The organism is Rhizobacter sp. J219, assembly GCF_024700055.1.
In the GTDB taxonomy this organism is placed as follows: Bacteria; Pseudomonadota; Gammaproteobacteria; order Burkholderiales; family Burkholderiaceae_C; genus Rhizobacter.
Map to the genome: position 1 here is coordinate 2,971,417 of NZ_JAJOND010000001.1, position 14,819 is coordinate 2,986,235.

The window sequence follows — 14,819 nt, forward strand, 5'->3', positions numbered from 1 at the left end:
CCCAAGCGGACCGGCAGAGCCGGCTCCGCGGGGTGGCTCGATCGACGCTTCGCTGCGCTCGCTTTTTTAGGCGGCCAGGAAACGCTCGACGAGTGCAAACTGGTCTGGGGTGTTCAGCGCTGGTGCGTGGCCGCAGCCGGCGATGGTGGCGACCACGGCGCGCGGGCCGCGCTGGCGCATGCCTTCGGTCACCTCGACCGGCAGCAGGTCGGAGGTTTCGCCGCGCAGACACAGCACCGGGAGGTCGAGGCTGTCCCACGCCTCCCACTGGTCGTAGTCGTTCGGGTGGATGCTGAACTGCATCGCCATCGCCGGGTCGTAGTGCGGCGTCACGCGACCGTCGGGCAGGCGGCGCACCGAGGTCTCGGTGAGGCGGCGCCACTGCGCGTCGCTCAGCCAGCCATAGGGCTCGTAGATCGTGCGGAAGTACTTCTCGAAACTCGGTGACGGTGTTGAAGGCCGACGGCGAGCCGGCATAGGCGCGGATGCGGTCGGTCGCGGCCTGCGCCAGCTCGGGGCCGATGTCGTTGAGCACCAGGCGCTGCAGCCGGCCACGCAGGCTGGTGGCTGCGGCGCGCAGGCCGATCGCGCCGCCCATCGAGGTGCCCAGCCAATGGAACCGTTCGAGGCCGAGCTGGTTGACGAGCGAGGTCGCCTGGCGCACGTAGAAGGCCAGCGAGTATTCCTCTTCCGGCTTGGGGCTCCACTGGCTCAGGCCGCGGCCGAGGGTGTCGGGGCAGACCACGCGATAGCGCTGCGCCAGGTGCTCGGCGATGTCGTCCATGTCGCGCCCGGTGCGTGCCAGGCCATGCCAGGCGATCACCGTCTCGGTGTTTTGCGCGCCCCACTGCGTGTAGTGCAGCTCGCGGCCTTCGCAGACGAGGTAGTGGGAAGTGAAGCTCATGATGTTCAACGGCCTTTGGATCGCAGGGCCCGCAGCCGCCCGACCACGCCGGTCGGGAAGTGGTAGACCGAAAGCACGAAGAGCAGGCCCAGCCACAGCAGCCAGCGGTCGGGCGAGACAAGCTGCGACACGACCGGCACCCCTTCGACGGCACTCGCGCCGAGCTTGAGCAGGTCCTGCAGGTAGTTCTGGGCGATGACGAAGAGCACGCTGCCCACCACCGCGCCATACATCGTGCCCATGCCGCCGATCACGACGATGAGCAGGATGTCGAGCATGATCTCGAAGCTGAGCGAGGTGTCGGGCCCGTTGTAGCGCAGCCAGATCGCGAGCAGGCAGCCGGCCAGCGTGGCGAAGAGCGCCGACAGCACGTTGCTGAGCGTGCGGTACACCACCACGCGGTAGCCGATGGCCTCGGCGCGGAAGTCGTTCTCGCGGATCGCCTGCAATACACGGCCAAAGGGCGAGTTGACGATGCGCAGCATGATGAGCACCAGCGCGACGGTGGCAAAGAACAGCAGGTAGTAGCTCAGGAAGCGGCCGTCGATGCTGGCGCCGAGGAACGGCTCTTCGAGGTACTGCGTGCCGGGCTGCAGCGCCTCGGGCACCTTGAAGTTGAGGCCGTCTTCGCCGCCGGTGAGGTCTGACAGCTGCGAAGCCAGCGACAGGAACGCCGAGGCCACGGCGAGCGTGATCATCGCGAAGAAGATCGCCTTCACCCGCAGGCTGAAGAGCCCGATCACCAGCGACAGCACCAGGGCCAGCACCAGTGCCGAGCCCACGCCGAGCGCCACCGCGCCCCAGCCCGGCCCGAGCCGCGTGCTCGCGATGGCCACGCCGTAGGCGCCGATGCCGAAGAACATCGTGTGCGCGAAGCTCACGATGCCGGTGTAGCCCAGCAGCAGGTCAAAGCTCGCGACGAGCACGATGAAGACGAGGATCTTCGCGCCGACGTTGAGCGCCTTGGTGCTCGGGAAGAGGAAGGGCGTGAGCGCGAGGCCCAGCACGATCACGATGAGGATGGCCGCGAGCCAGCGGTTGCGCGGCAGGTCGTGGGAGAGGAGACGGCTGATCATGCTTGTGCTCAACGGTTGGCCACTGGATAAAGGCCCTGCGGCCTCCAGAGCAGGATCGCCACCATCAGTCCGATGTTGGAAAACATCGCCGCCTTCGGCGCGAGGAAGCCCACGTAGTTGGCGAGCAGGCCGACGAGCAGTGCACCGACGAAGCAGCCGAAGGTCGAGCCCAGCCCGCCGATGATGATGACGATGAAGATCAGCACGTTGACCTGTGCGCCGATCTGCGGGATCACGTTCTGCTGGTACAGGCCCCACAGCACGCCGCCGAGGCCGGCGAGCGCCGAGCCCGTGACGAACACGCCGACGAAGAGGCGGCGGATGCGGTAGCCCAGGCTCTCGACCATCTCGCGGTCCTGCACACCGGCGCGGATGAGCAGGCCGATCTTGGTGCGGTTGAGCGTGAAGAGCATCGCCAGCAGCACCACCACGCCGATCACCACCGCGACGAGCCGATACTTCTCGACCGCGGCATCGCCGAAGATGAACGAGCCGCGCAAGGACGCCGGCAAGGGCAGCGGCACCTGCTGCGGCCCCCACACGACCTTGATCAGCTCTTCGCCGATGATCATGCCGCCCATGGTCACGAGGATCTGCTTCAGGTGCTGGCCGTAGACCGGCCGCACCATCACCCGCTCGAAGCCCCAGCCGAGCGCCGCGGCCAGCGACATCGCGGCAAGCATCGCGCAGAAGAGCACCCCGAGGTTGAGCAGCACGCTCGGTGACTCGGACCACCCGGCCATCGCGCCGAACACGCTGGTGGCGACGAAGGCGCCAAAGGCGATGAACACGCCGTGGCCGAAGTTGAGCACGTCCATCAGGCCGAAGACGAGCGTGAGGCCCGAGGCGATGATGAAGACGATCATGCCCATCGCGAGGCCTGCGACGGTGAGCGTGAGCCACGACGAGGGCGAGCCGATGGCCGGCAGCGCGGCGAGCGCCAGCAGCGGCACGAGGGCGAGCGGAATCCAGTCGAACGCCGCCTTCGGGATGGCGTCGGCCTGCGCGGGCGCCGCGGCGGCGGTGGGGGTCGTCGTGGTGTTCATTGGTGGGCTCCCAGCGAAAGGCCGAGCAGCCGGTGTTGAAGTTCTTCGTCGTCGGCGAGCGCCTGCATCGCGCCGGCATGCACGACGCGGCCGTCGTCCATCACCGCCACGCGGTCGCCGAGCGCTTTGGCCACTGCGAAGTTCTGCTCCACCAGCAGCACGGTGGTCTGGGTGCGCTTGAGTTCGCGCAGGGCTTCGATGAGGTTCTGCACGATGGCGGGGGCGAGGCCCTTGCTCGGCTCGTCGATCAGCAGCAGGCGGCGCGGCTCGACCATCGCGCGGGCGATCGCGAGCATCTGCTTTTGCCCGCCCGAGAGCTTGCCGGCCGGGTAGAGCCAGAACTTCTTCACCGCCGGGAAGAGGCCGAACAGCCACTCCAGGCGCTGCGTGTCCATCTGCTCGACGGTGCGTGCGCTGCGTGCGGCGAGCAGCAGGTTTTCCTTCACCGACAGGTCGGAGAAGATGCCCATGTTCTCGGGCACGTAGGCGATGCCGAGCTGGGCGATGTCGGGCGTCGGTTGGCCTGCGATCGGCCGGCCATCGAAGGTGATCGTGCCTTGCGACGCCGCCCACAGGCCCATGATCGTGCGCAGCGTGGTGGTCTTGCCCGCGCCATTGCGGCCGAGCAGCATCGTGACCTCGCCGGTCGGCACCTCGACGTCGACGCCGTGGAGGATGTGGTACTGGCCGATGTGCGTGTGCACGCCCTGCAGCTTCAGGAGCGCGCTCATGCGGCCTCCTTCGCGGCCATGCCGAGGTAAGCCTGCTGCACGACGGGCGAGGCGATCACGGTCGCCGGGTCGCCGTCGGCGACGAGCTGGCCGTTGTGCAGCACGATGATGCGGTCGGCCAGCTCGCGCACCACGTCCATCTTGTGCTCGACGAGCAGGATGGTCGCGTCGCGGCGCGCTTTCAGCTGACGGATCAGGTCGAGGATCACCGGCACCTCGTCGACGCTCATGCCCGCGGTCGGCTCGTCGAACATGAAGACCTGCGGATCGAGCGCCATCAGCATCGCCACTTCGAGCTTGCGCTGGTCGCCGTGGGGCAGGCTGCTGGCGATGGTGTCGGCCTTGTCGCCGAGCTGCACCTGCTGCGCGAGTTCGCGCGCACGTGCCAGCGTCTCCTGCCGGTCGAGCCACACCGACCACAGGTTGAGCCCTTCGCGGCGGCGCGACTGCACCGCCAGGCGCACGTTCTCCAGCACCGTGAGGTTGGGAAACAGCTGCGTGAGCTGGAAAGCCCGGCCCAGTCCACGGTGCGTGCGCGCCGAGGCCGGCTCGGCGGTGATGTCATGCCCGCCGAGCATCACCTGCCCTTCGGTCGCGCGCAGCTGGCCCGAGATGAGGTTGAAGTAGGTCGTCTTGCCAGCGCCGTTGGGGCCGACGATGGCGGTGAGCGTGCCGGGCTGGAAGGCACAGCTCACGTGGTCGACCGCCACGTGGCCGCCGAAGCGGATGGTGAGGTTGCGGGTTTCGAGCATGTCGGGGCGGTAGAGGGCCGGCCAGCCTCGGTCACGAGGCCGGCATGTCGCGTGGTGCGGGCGAACCGATCAGCGCTTGTTGCGGATCGGCACGTTCATCTCTTCCGGCTTGATCTCGCGCACGAAGTCCAGGCACACCCCAGGTGAACGCCGGGTCCACCTTGATCTTGAAGTGGTACATCGACTGCATCGCCTGGTGGTCTTCCTTGCGGAAGGTCATCTTGCCCTTGGGCGTGTCGAAGCTCATGCCTTCCATGGTGGTGATGAGCTTGTCGGTGTTGGTGTTGCCCTGGGTCTTCTTGAGTGCTTCGACGAGTGCGATGCCGGCGCTCATGCCGCCCGCGGTGAAGAAGTCGGGCGGGGTCTGGAACTTCTTGTAGTGGTTGGCGACGAGCCACTCGTTGGCCGGGTTCTTCGGAATGCCGAAGTAGTAATAAGCCGCGCCTTCCATGCCGGGGAACTGCTTGTAGGCCGTCATCGCCGGCAGGATGTTGCCGCCCGTCGCGATCTCGATGTTGTAGCGCTTGAGGTCGAGGTCGGCGATCTTGAACGGGTTGCCGGCACCGGCCCAGATGATGAAGATGATCTTGCGGCCGGGGGCGTCTTTCAGCTTGTCGATGATGCGCTGCGCACCGGCGGTGAAGTCGGTGGTGGCGACGGGCAGGTATTCCTCATGGACGATCTTGGCGGTCTTGATCGCGTCCTTGAAGGCCTTCACGCCGTCGCGGCCGAAGGCGTAGTCCTGTGCGAGCGTGGCGATGCTGACGCCGGCCTTGTCGAGCGCCACGGCGTTGGCAATGGCGTCCTGCGAGCTGTTGCGGCCGGTGCGGAAGATGTACTTGTTCCACTTGTCGCCGGTGATCGAGTCGGCCACCGCGGGCTCGACCAGCAGGATCTTCTTGTACTCCTCGGCCACCGGCAGCATGGCGAGCGCCACGCCCGAGCCGGTGGTGCCGACGGCGATGTCGGCCTTGTCGTCGCCGTAGGCGGTGGCGAGCAGGTTCTTGCCCACGTCGGGCTTGCCCTGGTCGTCTTTCTCGATCACCACCAGCTTCTTGCCGGCCACCGTCATCGTGCCGCCGGTCGCGTATTCCAGGCCCATCATCAGGCCGGTGTGCGTCTGCTTGGCATAGGCCTCCAGCGGGCCGGTCTTGCCGTAGACGTGGGCGATGCGGACCTCGTTCTTGGACTGGGCCTGGGCGAGCGGCGCGGCCAGCGCCAGCGTGGCGGTGGCAACGACGGTGAGGGCTACGCGGCGGGTGGCGAAGTGCATGGTGTCTCCTGGGTTCTTGGCGGCGCAGCTGCCGCCGGTGGGGAGACCCTTGCGCAAAGCCTGTGCCCAGAAGCACCAGATCAGGGCAAACACTAGGTTCACCTGGGAGACGGAGCAAGAAACAGGGCGCGCCGGCGCCACTTCGCGCCCAAACTCCAGACACACCAGTGTGAGCTGTGTCTTTGGGCAAGACACTGCCCAAAGTTCAGCCAGTGATCAGAGCTTCATTTCCAGACGCACCTGCCAACTGATGTAGGAGCTGGTCTCGGTGTCGCTGCTCTCGCGCACGGTGCCACCATCGGCCGCGCTGTCGTAGCGGCTGCCGGTGAGGTAGTCGCGCGCCCCGAGGTTGCTGCCCGACACGCGCAGCTGCACACCGGGCTGGATGGCGTAGAGCACGTAGGCGTCGGCCACCAGCTTCTTGCCCTGCACGACCCATTGCGTGGCGCTGAGGCGGGTGGTGTAGCCGGGCTGCCAGTTGAGGTTGCCGCCCAGCGTGAAGCCGGTTCCGCGCAGGCGGTAGTCGGCGCCGAGGTTGACGCTTCCCGAGGCCTGCTGGTCGATGCGGTTGTCGGGGCCGGGCGTGCCCTTCACCTTGGAATGGAAGACGCTGCCGTTGGCGCGCAACTCGACGCCGGGCGCGCCGGTCACCACGTCGCTCAGGCGGAACTTGGCTTCGAGTTCGAGGCCCTGGGTGGTGGCGTCGCCGACGTTCTGCATGCGAGAGACGTAGCGGCCACCTTCCAGCGATGTGATGGTGCGGATGTACTGGCTGATCTGCCGGTAGAACACGTTGGCGCTCAGGATGCCGCTGCCGGCGAGGTAGCGCTCGACCGCAAGGTCGAGCCCGGTGGCCAGTTCCGGCTTGAGGCCGGGGTTGCCCGCGCGGTCAGGCCGCGTCTCGGAGTTGTCGGTGGAGGGGCGTGTGTACGGGATCAGGTTCTGCAGCGTCGGCGAGCGGTAGCTGCGGGTCAGGCTCAAACGCACCTGGTCGCGGCTCTTGGGGTCGAACTTCCACACGGTGTGAAAGAGCGGCGTCCACACGCTGCTCTGGTTCTTGAACGGCGCGGACAGGCCGTTGGCCTCGCCTTCAGTGCGGATGCTCTCCCAGCGAAGGCCCGCGTGCACCGCCCATTGCGGCGTGAGGTTCCATTCGTCCTGCGCGTAGGCAGCGAAGCGCAGCGCCCGGGCGGAGAAGTCGTCGCCGGAGGTGTCGGCCTCGCTGTGCTCTTCGTTGCGGCGGTTGTGCTCGAACTCGGCACCGGCCACCAGCGCATGGTCGTTGGGCAACAGGGTGGTGAGCTTGGAGCCGAGCGTGGCGTTGGTGTCGCGGGCACTGTTGACGTCGTCGAACGTGACCGGCATGGCGCGCGGTGTCGAGCCGTCGTCGTTGCGCAAATACCGTTGCGAGCGACCGCTCCAGTGGCCCTGGCCGAGCCCGCCCTTGAGTTCGAGGCGACCCACGCCGTCGAGGCTGCGGTTGAACACGCTGTTCAGGCGCAGCAGGCGGTAGCGGCCGGTGTTGCTGCCGGTGCTGGTGTCGTATGGCGGGTCGGCGAGCGGGCCGCCGAAGCTGCTGTTGTAGTTGACCCGCGAACTGCGCGCGTTGTCGGTTTCGCTCGCGATGAGCAGAGGCATCAGCACCAGCGACGTGCCCTTGTCGCCGCGCCACTGCAGGCGGCCGGTGGCATGCAGCGCGGTGCGTTCTTCGGTCGATTGCGTGGTCTCCACGCTTTCACTGCGAGCGGGCAAGGCGGTGTCTTCGCGCACCGTGGTGGTCACGCTCTCCGTATCGCGCTTGAACTTGAAGGCCGAGAGCGAGAAGTTGTAGATCAGGTTGTCGACGCTGTCGTTGCGCGTCCACGAGAAGCCGGGGTGCACATGCCCCGTCTCCACGCCAAAACCCACGCGCAGGTCGTTGAGCCGCTTCTTGAAGCCTTCGCGCGTGATGATGTTGATGGTGCCGGCGATGGCACGTGCACCGGTCTCGGCGGTGGGCGCGCGCAGGATCTCGATGCGCTCGATCTGCTCGGGCGTGAGCGAGTCGATCGAGAAGCCCGAGGTCACCCGCTCGCCGTCGATCAGCACCTGCGTGTAGCCGCTGCCGAGCCCTCGCATGCGGATCGCCCCGCCCCGCCCCGGCGCGCCCTGCAGCGTGATGCCGGGCAGGCGCTTGAGCACCTCGCCCACGGTGCTGTCGCCGAACCGTTCGATCTCCTCGCGCCCGATGACGATCTTGGCCGCCGTCGACTGGCGGCGCTCGCTCTGGTCGTTGTCGCGGGTGCCGGTGATCTCGACGCGTTCGAGCTGCGGCGGCGCAGGCGACGGCGCGGCAGCGGGCGGCGGTGACGGCGTCTGTGCGTTCGCGGCGGCGGCGGCGACCGCGAGCGCGATCAGGGCGAGCGAAGGGGAAGCGTGAGGACCGTGGGCAGGCATGGGCAACAGAGACCGAAGAAACCCTGAAGCATGCACGGGATCACCAGCACCCGCATCGGTGAAGCTTCGCGGCCCAGGTTGCTGCGAGGTAAAGAAGGTGCGTCAGGCCGAACGTCGCTCAGCCCGAGCCGAGCTTTTCGTACAGCGTGGCGCGCGAGATGCCGAGCAGCCGCGAGGCCGCGAGCTTGTTGCCGCCGGTGGCTTCAAGCGCCTCGCGGATGGCACGCCGCTCCAGCTCGGCGATGGCCTGCGGCAGCGGCTTGATGGCGGCAGCCGCAGCGGCGTCGGCGACATGTGCCCGCGGCGCCGTCTCGGCCACCGGTGCCGGCACCGGCGCGCCAAGCCGCGGCACGCCATCGATCAGACGCTGGAAATGCGTCGCGGTGAGCACCGCGTCGTCGGTCATCAGCGTGGCCTGCTCCAGCGTGTTGCGCAGCTCGCGGATGTTGCCGGGCCAGGCCTGCCGCGACAGCAGCTCCAGCGCATCGGGCGACACGCTCTTGTGCGGCAGGCCGCTGCGGCGGGCGATGTCTTCGGCCAGCGCATCGACCAGCGCTTCCAGATCAGGCAGGCGCTCGCGCAGCGCGGGCAGCCGGATCGGCAGCACGTTGAGCCGGTAGTACAGGTCGGCGCGGAAGCTGCCCGCAGCCACCATCGCCGGCAGGTCGCGGCTGGTGGCGGCGACGATGCGCACGTCGACGCGCTCGACCTTGTTGCTGCCGAGCGGCTCGATCTCCTGCTCCTGCAGCACGCGCAAGAGCTTGCTCTGCAGCGCAAGCGGCATGTCGCCGATCTCGTCGAGGAAGAGCGTGCCGCCATCGGCGAGCTTGAACTTGCCGTCGCGGCCCTTGCGGTCGGCCCCGGTGTAGGCACCGGGGGCCACGCCGAAGAACTCGGCTTCGAGCAGGGTGTCGGGCACCGCGGCGATGTTGACGCCCACGAACGCCCTCGATGCCCGCGTGCTCGCGGCGTGGATGGCATGGGCCAGCAGCTCCTTGCCGGTGCCGGTCTCGCCGAGCAACAGCACGGTGCTGTCGGTCTGCGCCACGCGGCGGGCCTGGCGCTTGGTCTCCATCGCGACCGGGCTGGAGCCAATGAAGCTGGCGATCGTGTACTTGGGCCGGCGCTGCGCGGCGAGCTGCTGGCGTGCGTCGTCCAGCTCGCGCTGCAGCCGGCTGAACTTGGTCATCAGCGGCTGCATGGTGGTCTCGGGATGGTCGAGCAGCACGAGGCCGAGCGCGCCGATCACTTCGCCGCGCGCGTCGCGCAGCGGCATGCGGCTCACGAGGAAGGTGCCGGCCTGGTTGGTGAGCAGGTCCACCAGCATGGGCTGGCCGGTGTCGATCACGTGGGCCATGAGCGTGTTGGGCACGACCTCTTCGACACGGCGGCCGACGAAGTCGCTCTCTTCATGGCCGAGGCCGGGCAGGAAGCGCTTGTAGCCTTCGCTGATCCAGACGATGCGGTGCTGGCGATCGACCACCATCATGCCCATCGCAGCCTGGGCGAGGGTGTCGAACATGCTTTGCGCGGCGAGCTTGAGCACGCCGTCGGCGTCGGCTGGAAGTGGGGTCGTCGTCATGGGGCAGTGTCGGTGTGCCGGACACTTTACGCCCCACGCAAGCGCTCAGCCCTCAGGGACTTCCTTGTTGGCGGAGACGGGTTCGACCACGGCAAAGACGCCGCTGCAGCGCACCACGACTTTCTCGCCGACCTTCAGCTCGCACTCGGCGAACGAGAGCCGCGCGCCGTGCTTGCGCACGGTGACGTGGGCCTCCAGCCAGTCGCCGACCTTCGCCGCCCCGAGGAAGTCGGTCGACAGGTTGACCGACACCATCGGCGCGGAGGGCTTGCGCGTGAGGTGCATGTTGCGGCCGAGCGCACTGTCGGCCAGCGTGACCAGCATGCCGCCGTGCGCGATGCCGCGCATGTTGGTGTGCTTTTGCGCCAGGCGCAGGCCAATGACCACGCCGCCGTTCGCAGCGTCCTTTTGGTAGAGCGGGCCGGCGTGGGTGAGCCAGGTGCCGCCGGGCACCAGCGGCACGAAGCCATCCGGGATGTTGTCGTCGGTGCTCATCAGAACCAGGCGTCTTGCATGGTAAGGGTCGAGTCGTTGAGGCTGCGCAGCAGCTCGTGCTGCGGCTTGCAGCGCGGCAGCTCCCAGTCGAAGAACCAGGCGCTGGTGTGCAGCTTGCCACGATAGAAGTTGATTTCGTCGTCGCCCCTGGCCTCCTTCAGCGCGCGGGTCGCCACGAGCGCCTGCCGCAGCCACTGCCACGCGACCACCGTGTGGCCGAAGGCTTCGAGGAAGACGACCGAGTTGGCCAGTGCCAGTTCGCCTTTTTCCTTCAGCAAGGGCGCGAGCGCCTTGACCGTCTGCGTGACGTTCGACCACGCGATGGTGAGCGCATCGGCGTTGGCGCTCAGGGTCTCGTAGACCGACGCGTCCTTCACCGTCGCGGCGATCTCGCGGCCCAGCAGCTCCAGCGCGGCGCCTTGCTGCATGACGACCTTGCGGCCCAAGAGGTCGATCGACTGGATGGCGTGCGTGCCCTCGTGGATCATGTTCAAGCGGTTGTCGCGGTAGAACTGCTCCACAGGGTATTCGCGGGTGTAGCCGTAGCCGCCGTGGATCTGGATCGCGAGGCTGTTGGCCTCCAGGCACCACTGCGAAGGCCAGCTTTTCACGATGGGCGTGAGCAGCTCCAGCAGGAGGCCGGCTTCTTCACGCTTGGTCTCGTCGGGGCCGGTCTTCTGCTCGTCGACCAGGCGCGCAGCATAGAGGCCGAGTGCGAGGCCGCCTTCCACATACGCCTTCTGCGCAATCAGCATGCGGCGGATGTCGGCGTGCTCGATCAGCTTGATCTGCGGCTCGTTCGGGTCCTTGCTGCCGGCGCGGCGGCCTTGCGGCCGTTCACGCGCGTACTGCAGCGAGGCGAGGTAGCCGCGGTAACCCAGCATCACCGCGCCCATGCCGACGCCGATGCGCGCCTCGTTCATCATGTGGAACATCGCGGCGAGGCCTTGGTTCGGCTGGCCGATCAGCTCGCCGTAGCAGTTGCCCTTTTCGCCGAAGGACAGCATGGTGGACGTGGTGCCACGCCAGCCCATCTTGTGGATCAGGCCCGCGAGCGCGACGTCGTTGCGCGCACCGAGCGAGCCGTCGTCGTTGACCATGAACTTCGGCACGATGAAGAGCGAGATGCCCTTCACACCGGCCGGCGCGCCGGGCAGGCGGGCCAGCACGAGGTGGATGATGTTTTCGCTCAGCTCGTGGTCGCCACCCGAGATGAAGATCTTGTTGCCGGTGAGGCGGTAGCTGCCGTCGGCCTGCGGCACGGCGGTGGTGGTGATGTCCGACAGGCTGGAGCCGGCCTGCGGCTCGGTGAGGCACATGGTGCCGAAGAAGCGGCCGGCCAGCATGTGCGGCAGGTACTTCTTCTTTTGCGATTCGGTGCCGAAGCGGTTGATGACGTTGGCGTTGGCGATCGTCAGGCCGACGTAGGAGTTGGTTGCCGCGTTGGCGCTCTTGAAGATGGCCGAGAAGGCCTGGCCCATCAGCACCGGCAGTTGCATGCCGCCGAGGTCGTAGTCCTGCGTCGGCGCGATGAAGCCGGCTTCGCAGTACGCCTGCAGCGCCTCTTTCACCTGCGGAATGATCTCGACGCGCTGGCCGTCGAATTCGGGCTCCTGCTCGTCGCTCTCGCGGTTGTGGGTGAAGAACTTGTCGGCGGCGATGGCCATCGCGGCGTCGAGCGCGGCAACGAAGGTCTCGCGGCTGTGGTCGGCGTGGCGCTCGCGCTGCGTCAGCGCTTCGGCGTCGTTGACCTCGAAGATCTGGAAGTCGAGGTCGCGGCGGTTGAGGATGAGGTCAGCGGTCATGTTGTTCTGGATCTGATTGAAGAAGGGCCCGCAGCGTGTGGCATGCGGGCCCTTGGTCGAGAGCGAGGCGCGTCAGGCTGCGAGCAGCGTGTCGCTGAACTTGCCCAGGTGGTGGTCGACGTCACCGAAGGTCTGGTTGATGACCGTCAGGCGCTTGAAGAGGTGTGCCGCCATCAGCTCGTCGGTCACGCCCATGCCGCCGTGCATCTGCACCGCGCCCTGGCCAACCGTGCGGGCCGACTGGCCGATGTAGGCCTTGGCGGCCGACACATGGCGGCGGCGCTCGGCCGCATCCTTCGAGTCGACCTTCACCGCGGCGAGCAGCGCCATCGCGCGGCCGTACTCGGCGGCCATCGCCATGTCGGCCATGCGGTGCTGCAGCACCTGGAACTTGCCGATGGGCTGGTCGAACTGCTTGCGGTTCTTCAGGTACTCGAGCGTCTGCGCGTTCAGCGTGGCCATCACGCCCACGGCTTCGGCGCACAGCGCGGCAATGCCCCGGTCGAGCGCCCATTCGATCGCCGGCAGGGCCTGGTTGACCTGGCCCACGAGCGCGTCGGCACCGACCTTCACGTCCTTCAGGATCACGTCGGCGGCGCGCTGGCCGTCTTGCGTGCCGTAGGGGCGCAGGGTCAGGCCGGCGGCCTTGGCGTCGACGACGAAGAGCGAGATGCCGTTGGCGTCGAAGGCCGAGCCCGAGGTGCGAGCCGAGACCAGCAGTTTGTTCGCCGAGGCGGCCGCCAGCACGACGGCCTTGTGGCCGCTCAGCGACCAGCCGTCGCCGTCTTTCTTCGCCGTGGTGGCCACGTGGTGGGTGTTGTAGCGGGCGCCTGGCTCCTGATGGGCCAGCGTAGCGATCGTCGTGCCCTGGGTGATGCCGCCCAGCAGCGTGTCCTTCTGCGCCGCGTTGCCGATGTCGGCGATCAGGCTGCCGGCGATCACGATCGACGGGATGAAGGGCTCGAGCGCGAGTGCGGTGCCCAGCGTCTCGGCGATCAGCATCGTGTCGATCGCGTTGCCGCCCAGGCCGCCCACTTCTTCGGGGAACGGCAGGGCCAGGAGGCCCAGCTCGGCGTAGGTCTTCCACGCGTCGGAGCTGTGGCCCAGTTCGCTCTTGGTGAGCGCGCGGCGGTGCTCGAAGGTGTAGTCCTTGGCGAGGTAGCGCTTGAGGCTGTCCTGGATCGCGGTCTGTTCTTCGCTGAGATTGAAATCCATGGTGATTCCTTCTGTGTTCTGGTGGTCAGGCTGCGATCACAGGCCCAGGATCATCTGGCTGATGATGTTCTTCTGGACTTCGCTGGAGCCGCCATAGATCGTGGTCTTGCGGGTGTTGTAGTACGCGCCGGACAGCAGCGTCTCGCGGCCGGCAAAGAACTCCGTCAGCGGCTGCGGGTTGCCCGAGAGGTCCTGCTGCTCGCGCAGCCAGGGCACGCCGTAAGGGCCGAGCGCCATCATCGAAAGTTCGGTCAGCATCTGCTGGATCTCCGAGCCCTTGATCTTCAGCATCGAGGCCTCGGGGCCGGGCGCGTGGGACTTGCCCTCTTGCGACACGACCTTGAGGTTGGTGATCTCGAGCGCCATCAGCTCCATCTCGACCTGCGCGAGGCGGTCACGGAAGCGCACGTCTTCGATCAGCGGCTTGCCGTTGTCCCCGGGCACCTTGCGCGCGAGCGTCTTCAGGCGCTTGATGGCGACCTTGGAGCGGCCCACACCCGCGATGCCGGTGCGCTCGTGGCCGAGCAGGAACTTGGCGTAGGTCCAGCCCTTGTTTTCTTCGCCGATGCGGTTCTCGACCGGCACACGCACGTTGTCGAACCAGACCTCGTTCACCTCGTGACCACCGTCCAGCATGATGATCGGCTTGACGGTGATGCCCGGGGTCTTCATGTCGACGAGCAGGAAGCTGATGCCTTCCTGCTTGCGGCCTTCGGTGCTGGTGCGCACCAGCACGAAGATCCAGTCGGCGTACTGGCCGAGCGTGTTCCAGGTCTTCTGGCCGTTGACGATGTAGTGCTCGCCCTTTTCGTCGGTGCCGCGCACGGCGCGGGTCTTGAGCGACGCGAGGTCGGAGCCGGCGCCCGGCTCGCTGTAGCCCTGGCACCACCAGTCTTCACCCGACAGGATGCGCGGCAGGTAGTAGGCCTTCTGCGCGGCATTGCCGAAACGCATGATCACCGGCGCGACCATCTTGATGCTGAAGGCCAGCTGCATCGGCGTGCCGGCCTCGGCGCACTCCTCGTCGAAGATGTGCTTCTGCACCGCGTTCCAGCCCGTGCCGCCGAACTCCACCGGCCAGCTCGAACCGCCCCAGCCCTTCTTGTAGAGGATGTTCTGCCACGTGGTGATGTCTTCGGCCAGGTGACGCTCGCCCGAGGCGCCGCGGTTGCGGATCTCCTGCGGCAGGTTTTCGGCGATGAAGCTGCGCACCTCCTCGCGGAATTTCTGTTCTTCTGGGCTGTATTCGAGATCCATGAAAGTCTCCTGCGGCTGAGCCGTATTGCGGACGAAGTTGCGGACTGGCGAAAATGGATGCACATTCTGCATCGCAAAACGCGCAAGTATAAATTGGAACTTCTACCAACTACGTTGCCTGCAATGCATCCTAAACCCTGTCACACGGGCGACAACCCGGGGGAGATGGGTGGTTTGCGTGGGGAATCACCTTGTTTACAGGCAGGCCCTGAGCGGCTACGATGGTCGCCTTTGCAAAATAATGTTC

11 protein-coding genes and 2 pseudogenes are annotated in these 14,819 nt (G+C 67.1%); all 13 read right to left on the bottom strand.

Features of this window, described 5'->3' with window-relative positions; genetic code table 11:
• Positions 1 to 66: 66 nt before the first annotated feature.
• The 13 genes and pseudogenes from LRS03_RS13705 to LRS03_RS13765 all read right to left on the bottom strand — a co-directional run bounded on the left by LRS03_RS13705 (position 67) and on the right by LRS03_RS13765 (position 14,572).
• Complete coding sequence (locus LRS03_RS13705; RefSeq protein WP_257826061.1) at positions 67 to 555, bottom strand: alpha/beta fold hydrolase; 489 nt, start codon at positions 553 to 555, stop codon at positions 67 to 69.
• 19 nt (positions 556 to 574) lie between these two features.
• A pseudogene (locus LRS03_RS13710) lies at positions 575 to 904 on the bottom strand (alpha/beta fold hydrolase); the annotation flags it as partial.
• Positions 905 to 909: 5 nt separating this feature from the next.
• Entirely contained in the window at positions 910 to 1,980 is a 1,071-nt protein-coding gene (locus tag LRS03_RS13715; protein WP_257826063.1) for a branched-chain amino acid ABC transporter permease, read from the bottom strand.
• An 8-nt stretch (positions 1,981 to 1,988) separates the two neighbouring features.
• Positions 1,989 to 3,026 carry a branched-chain amino acid ABC transporter permease gene (locus tag LRS03_RS13720; protein WP_257826065.1) on the bottom strand — a complete coding sequence of 346 codons (1,038 nt, stop codon included), beginning with the start codon at positions 3,024 to 3,026 and terminating at the stop codon, positions 1,989 to 1,991.
• On the bottom strand, positions 3,023 to 3,757 hold the full coding sequence (locus LRS03_RS13725; protein WP_257826067.1) for an ABC transporter ATP-binding protein: 735 nt from the start codon (positions 3,755 to 3,757) through the stop codon (positions 3,023 to 3,025). The genes LRS03_RS13720 and LRS03_RS13725 overlap by 4 nt, the downstream gene beginning before the upstream one ends.
• The gene (locus tag LRS03_RS13730; RefSeq protein ID WP_257826069.1) at positions 3,754 to 4,509 is read right to left on the bottom strand and encodes an ABC transporter ATP-binding protein; all 756 of its coding nucleotides are present in this window, start codon (positions 4,507 to 4,509) and stop codon (positions 3,754 to 3,756) included. Before LRS03_RS13730 ends, LRS03_RS13725 begins: the two co-directional genes overlap by 4 nt.
• Before the next feature lie 69 nt (positions 4,510 to 4,578).
• A pseudogene (locus LRS03_RS13735) lies at positions 4,579 to 5,782 on the bottom strand (substrate-binding domain-containing protein).
• Between the two features lie 216 nt (positions 5,783 to 5,998).
• Positions 5,999 to 8,218 carry a TonB-dependent receptor plug domain-containing protein gene (locus LRS03_RS13740; RefSeq protein WP_257826070.1) on the bottom strand — a complete coding sequence of 740 codons (2,220 nt, stop codon included), beginning with the start codon at positions 8,216 to 8,218 and terminating at the stop codon, positions 5,999 to 6,001.
• Between the two features lie 118 nt (positions 8,219 to 8,336).
• Positions 8,337 to 9,800 carry a sigma-54 interaction domain-containing protein gene (locus LRS03_RS13745; RefSeq protein WP_257826071.1) on the bottom strand — a complete coding sequence of 488 codons (1,464 nt, stop codon included), beginning with the start codon at positions 9,798 to 9,800 and terminating at the stop codon, positions 8,337 to 8,339.
• A gap of 45 nt (positions 9,801 to 9,845) precedes the next feature.
• Positions 9,846 to 10,295 carry a PaaI family thioesterase gene (locus tag LRS03_RS13750; protein WP_257826072.1) on the bottom strand — a complete coding sequence of 150 codons (450 nt, stop codon included), beginning with the start codon at positions 10,293 to 10,295 and terminating at the stop codon, positions 9,846 to 9,848.
• Entirely contained in the window at positions 10,295 to 12,100 is a 1,806-nt protein-coding gene (locus LRS03_RS13755; protein ID WP_257826074.1) for an acyl-CoA dehydrogenase, read from the bottom strand. Before LRS03_RS13755 ends, LRS03_RS13750 begins: the two co-directional genes overlap by 1 nt.
• Positions 12,101 to 12,172: 72 nt before the next feature.
• The gene (locus LRS03_RS13760; RefSeq protein WP_257826075.1) at positions 12,173 to 13,315 is read right to left on the bottom strand and encodes an acyl-CoA dehydrogenase family protein; all 1,143 of its coding nucleotides are present in this window, start codon (positions 13,313 to 13,315) and stop codon (positions 12,173 to 12,175) included.
• A gap of 36 nt (positions 13,316 to 13,351) precedes the next feature.
• Positions 13,352 to 14,572 (bottom strand): acyl-CoA dehydrogenase family protein, encoded by a 1,221-nt coding sequence (locus LRS03_RS13765; RefSeq protein ID WP_257826076.1) that lies wholly within the window; start codon positions 14,570 to 14,572, stop codon positions 13,352 to 13,354.
• Positions 14,573 to 14,819: the final 247 nt, after the last annotated feature.

Bases quoted from the DNA above. Each gene is read 5' to 3' on its own strand.
- LRS03_RS13715 (WP_257826063.1), bottom strand. From the start codon at position 1,980: ATGATCAGCCGTCTCCTCTCCCACGACCTGCCGCGCAACCGCTGGCTC.
- LRS03_RS13760 (WP_257826075.1), bottom strand. From the start codon at position 13,315: ATGGATTTCAATCTCAGCGAAGAACAGACCGCGATCCAGGACAGCCTC.
- LRS03_RS13730 (WP_257826069.1), bottom strand. From the start codon at position 4,509: ATGCTCGAAACCCGCAACCTCACCATCCGCTTCGGCGGCCACGTGGCG.
- LRS03_RS13725 (WP_257826067.1), bottom strand. From the start codon at position 3,757: ATGAGCGCGCTCCTGAAGCTGCAGGGCGTGCACACGCACATCGGCCAG.
- LRS03_RS13740 (WP_257826070.1), bottom strand. From the start codon at position 8,218: ATGCCTGCCCACGGTCCTCACGCTTCCCCTTCGCTCGCCCTGATCGCG.
- LRS03_RS13765 (WP_257826076.1), bottom strand. From the start codon at position 14,572: ATGGATCTCGAATACAGCCCAGAAGAACAGAAATTCCGCGAGGAGGTG.
- LRS03_RS13720 (WP_257826065.1), bottom strand. From the start codon at position 3,026: ATGAACACCACGACGACCCCCACCGCCGCCGCGGCGCCCGCGCAGGCC.
- LRS03_RS13750 (WP_257826072.1), bottom strand. From the start codon at position 10,295: ATGAGCACCGACGACAACATCCCGGATGGCTTCGTGCCGCTGGTGCCC.
- LRS03_RS13745 (WP_257826071.1), bottom strand. From the start codon at position 9,800: ATGACGACGACCCCACTTCCAGCCGACGCCGACGGCGTGCTCAAGCTC.
- LRS03_RS13755 (WP_257826074.1), bottom strand. From the start codon at position 12,100: ATGACCGCTGACCTCATCCTCAACCGCCGCGACCTCGACTTCCAGATC.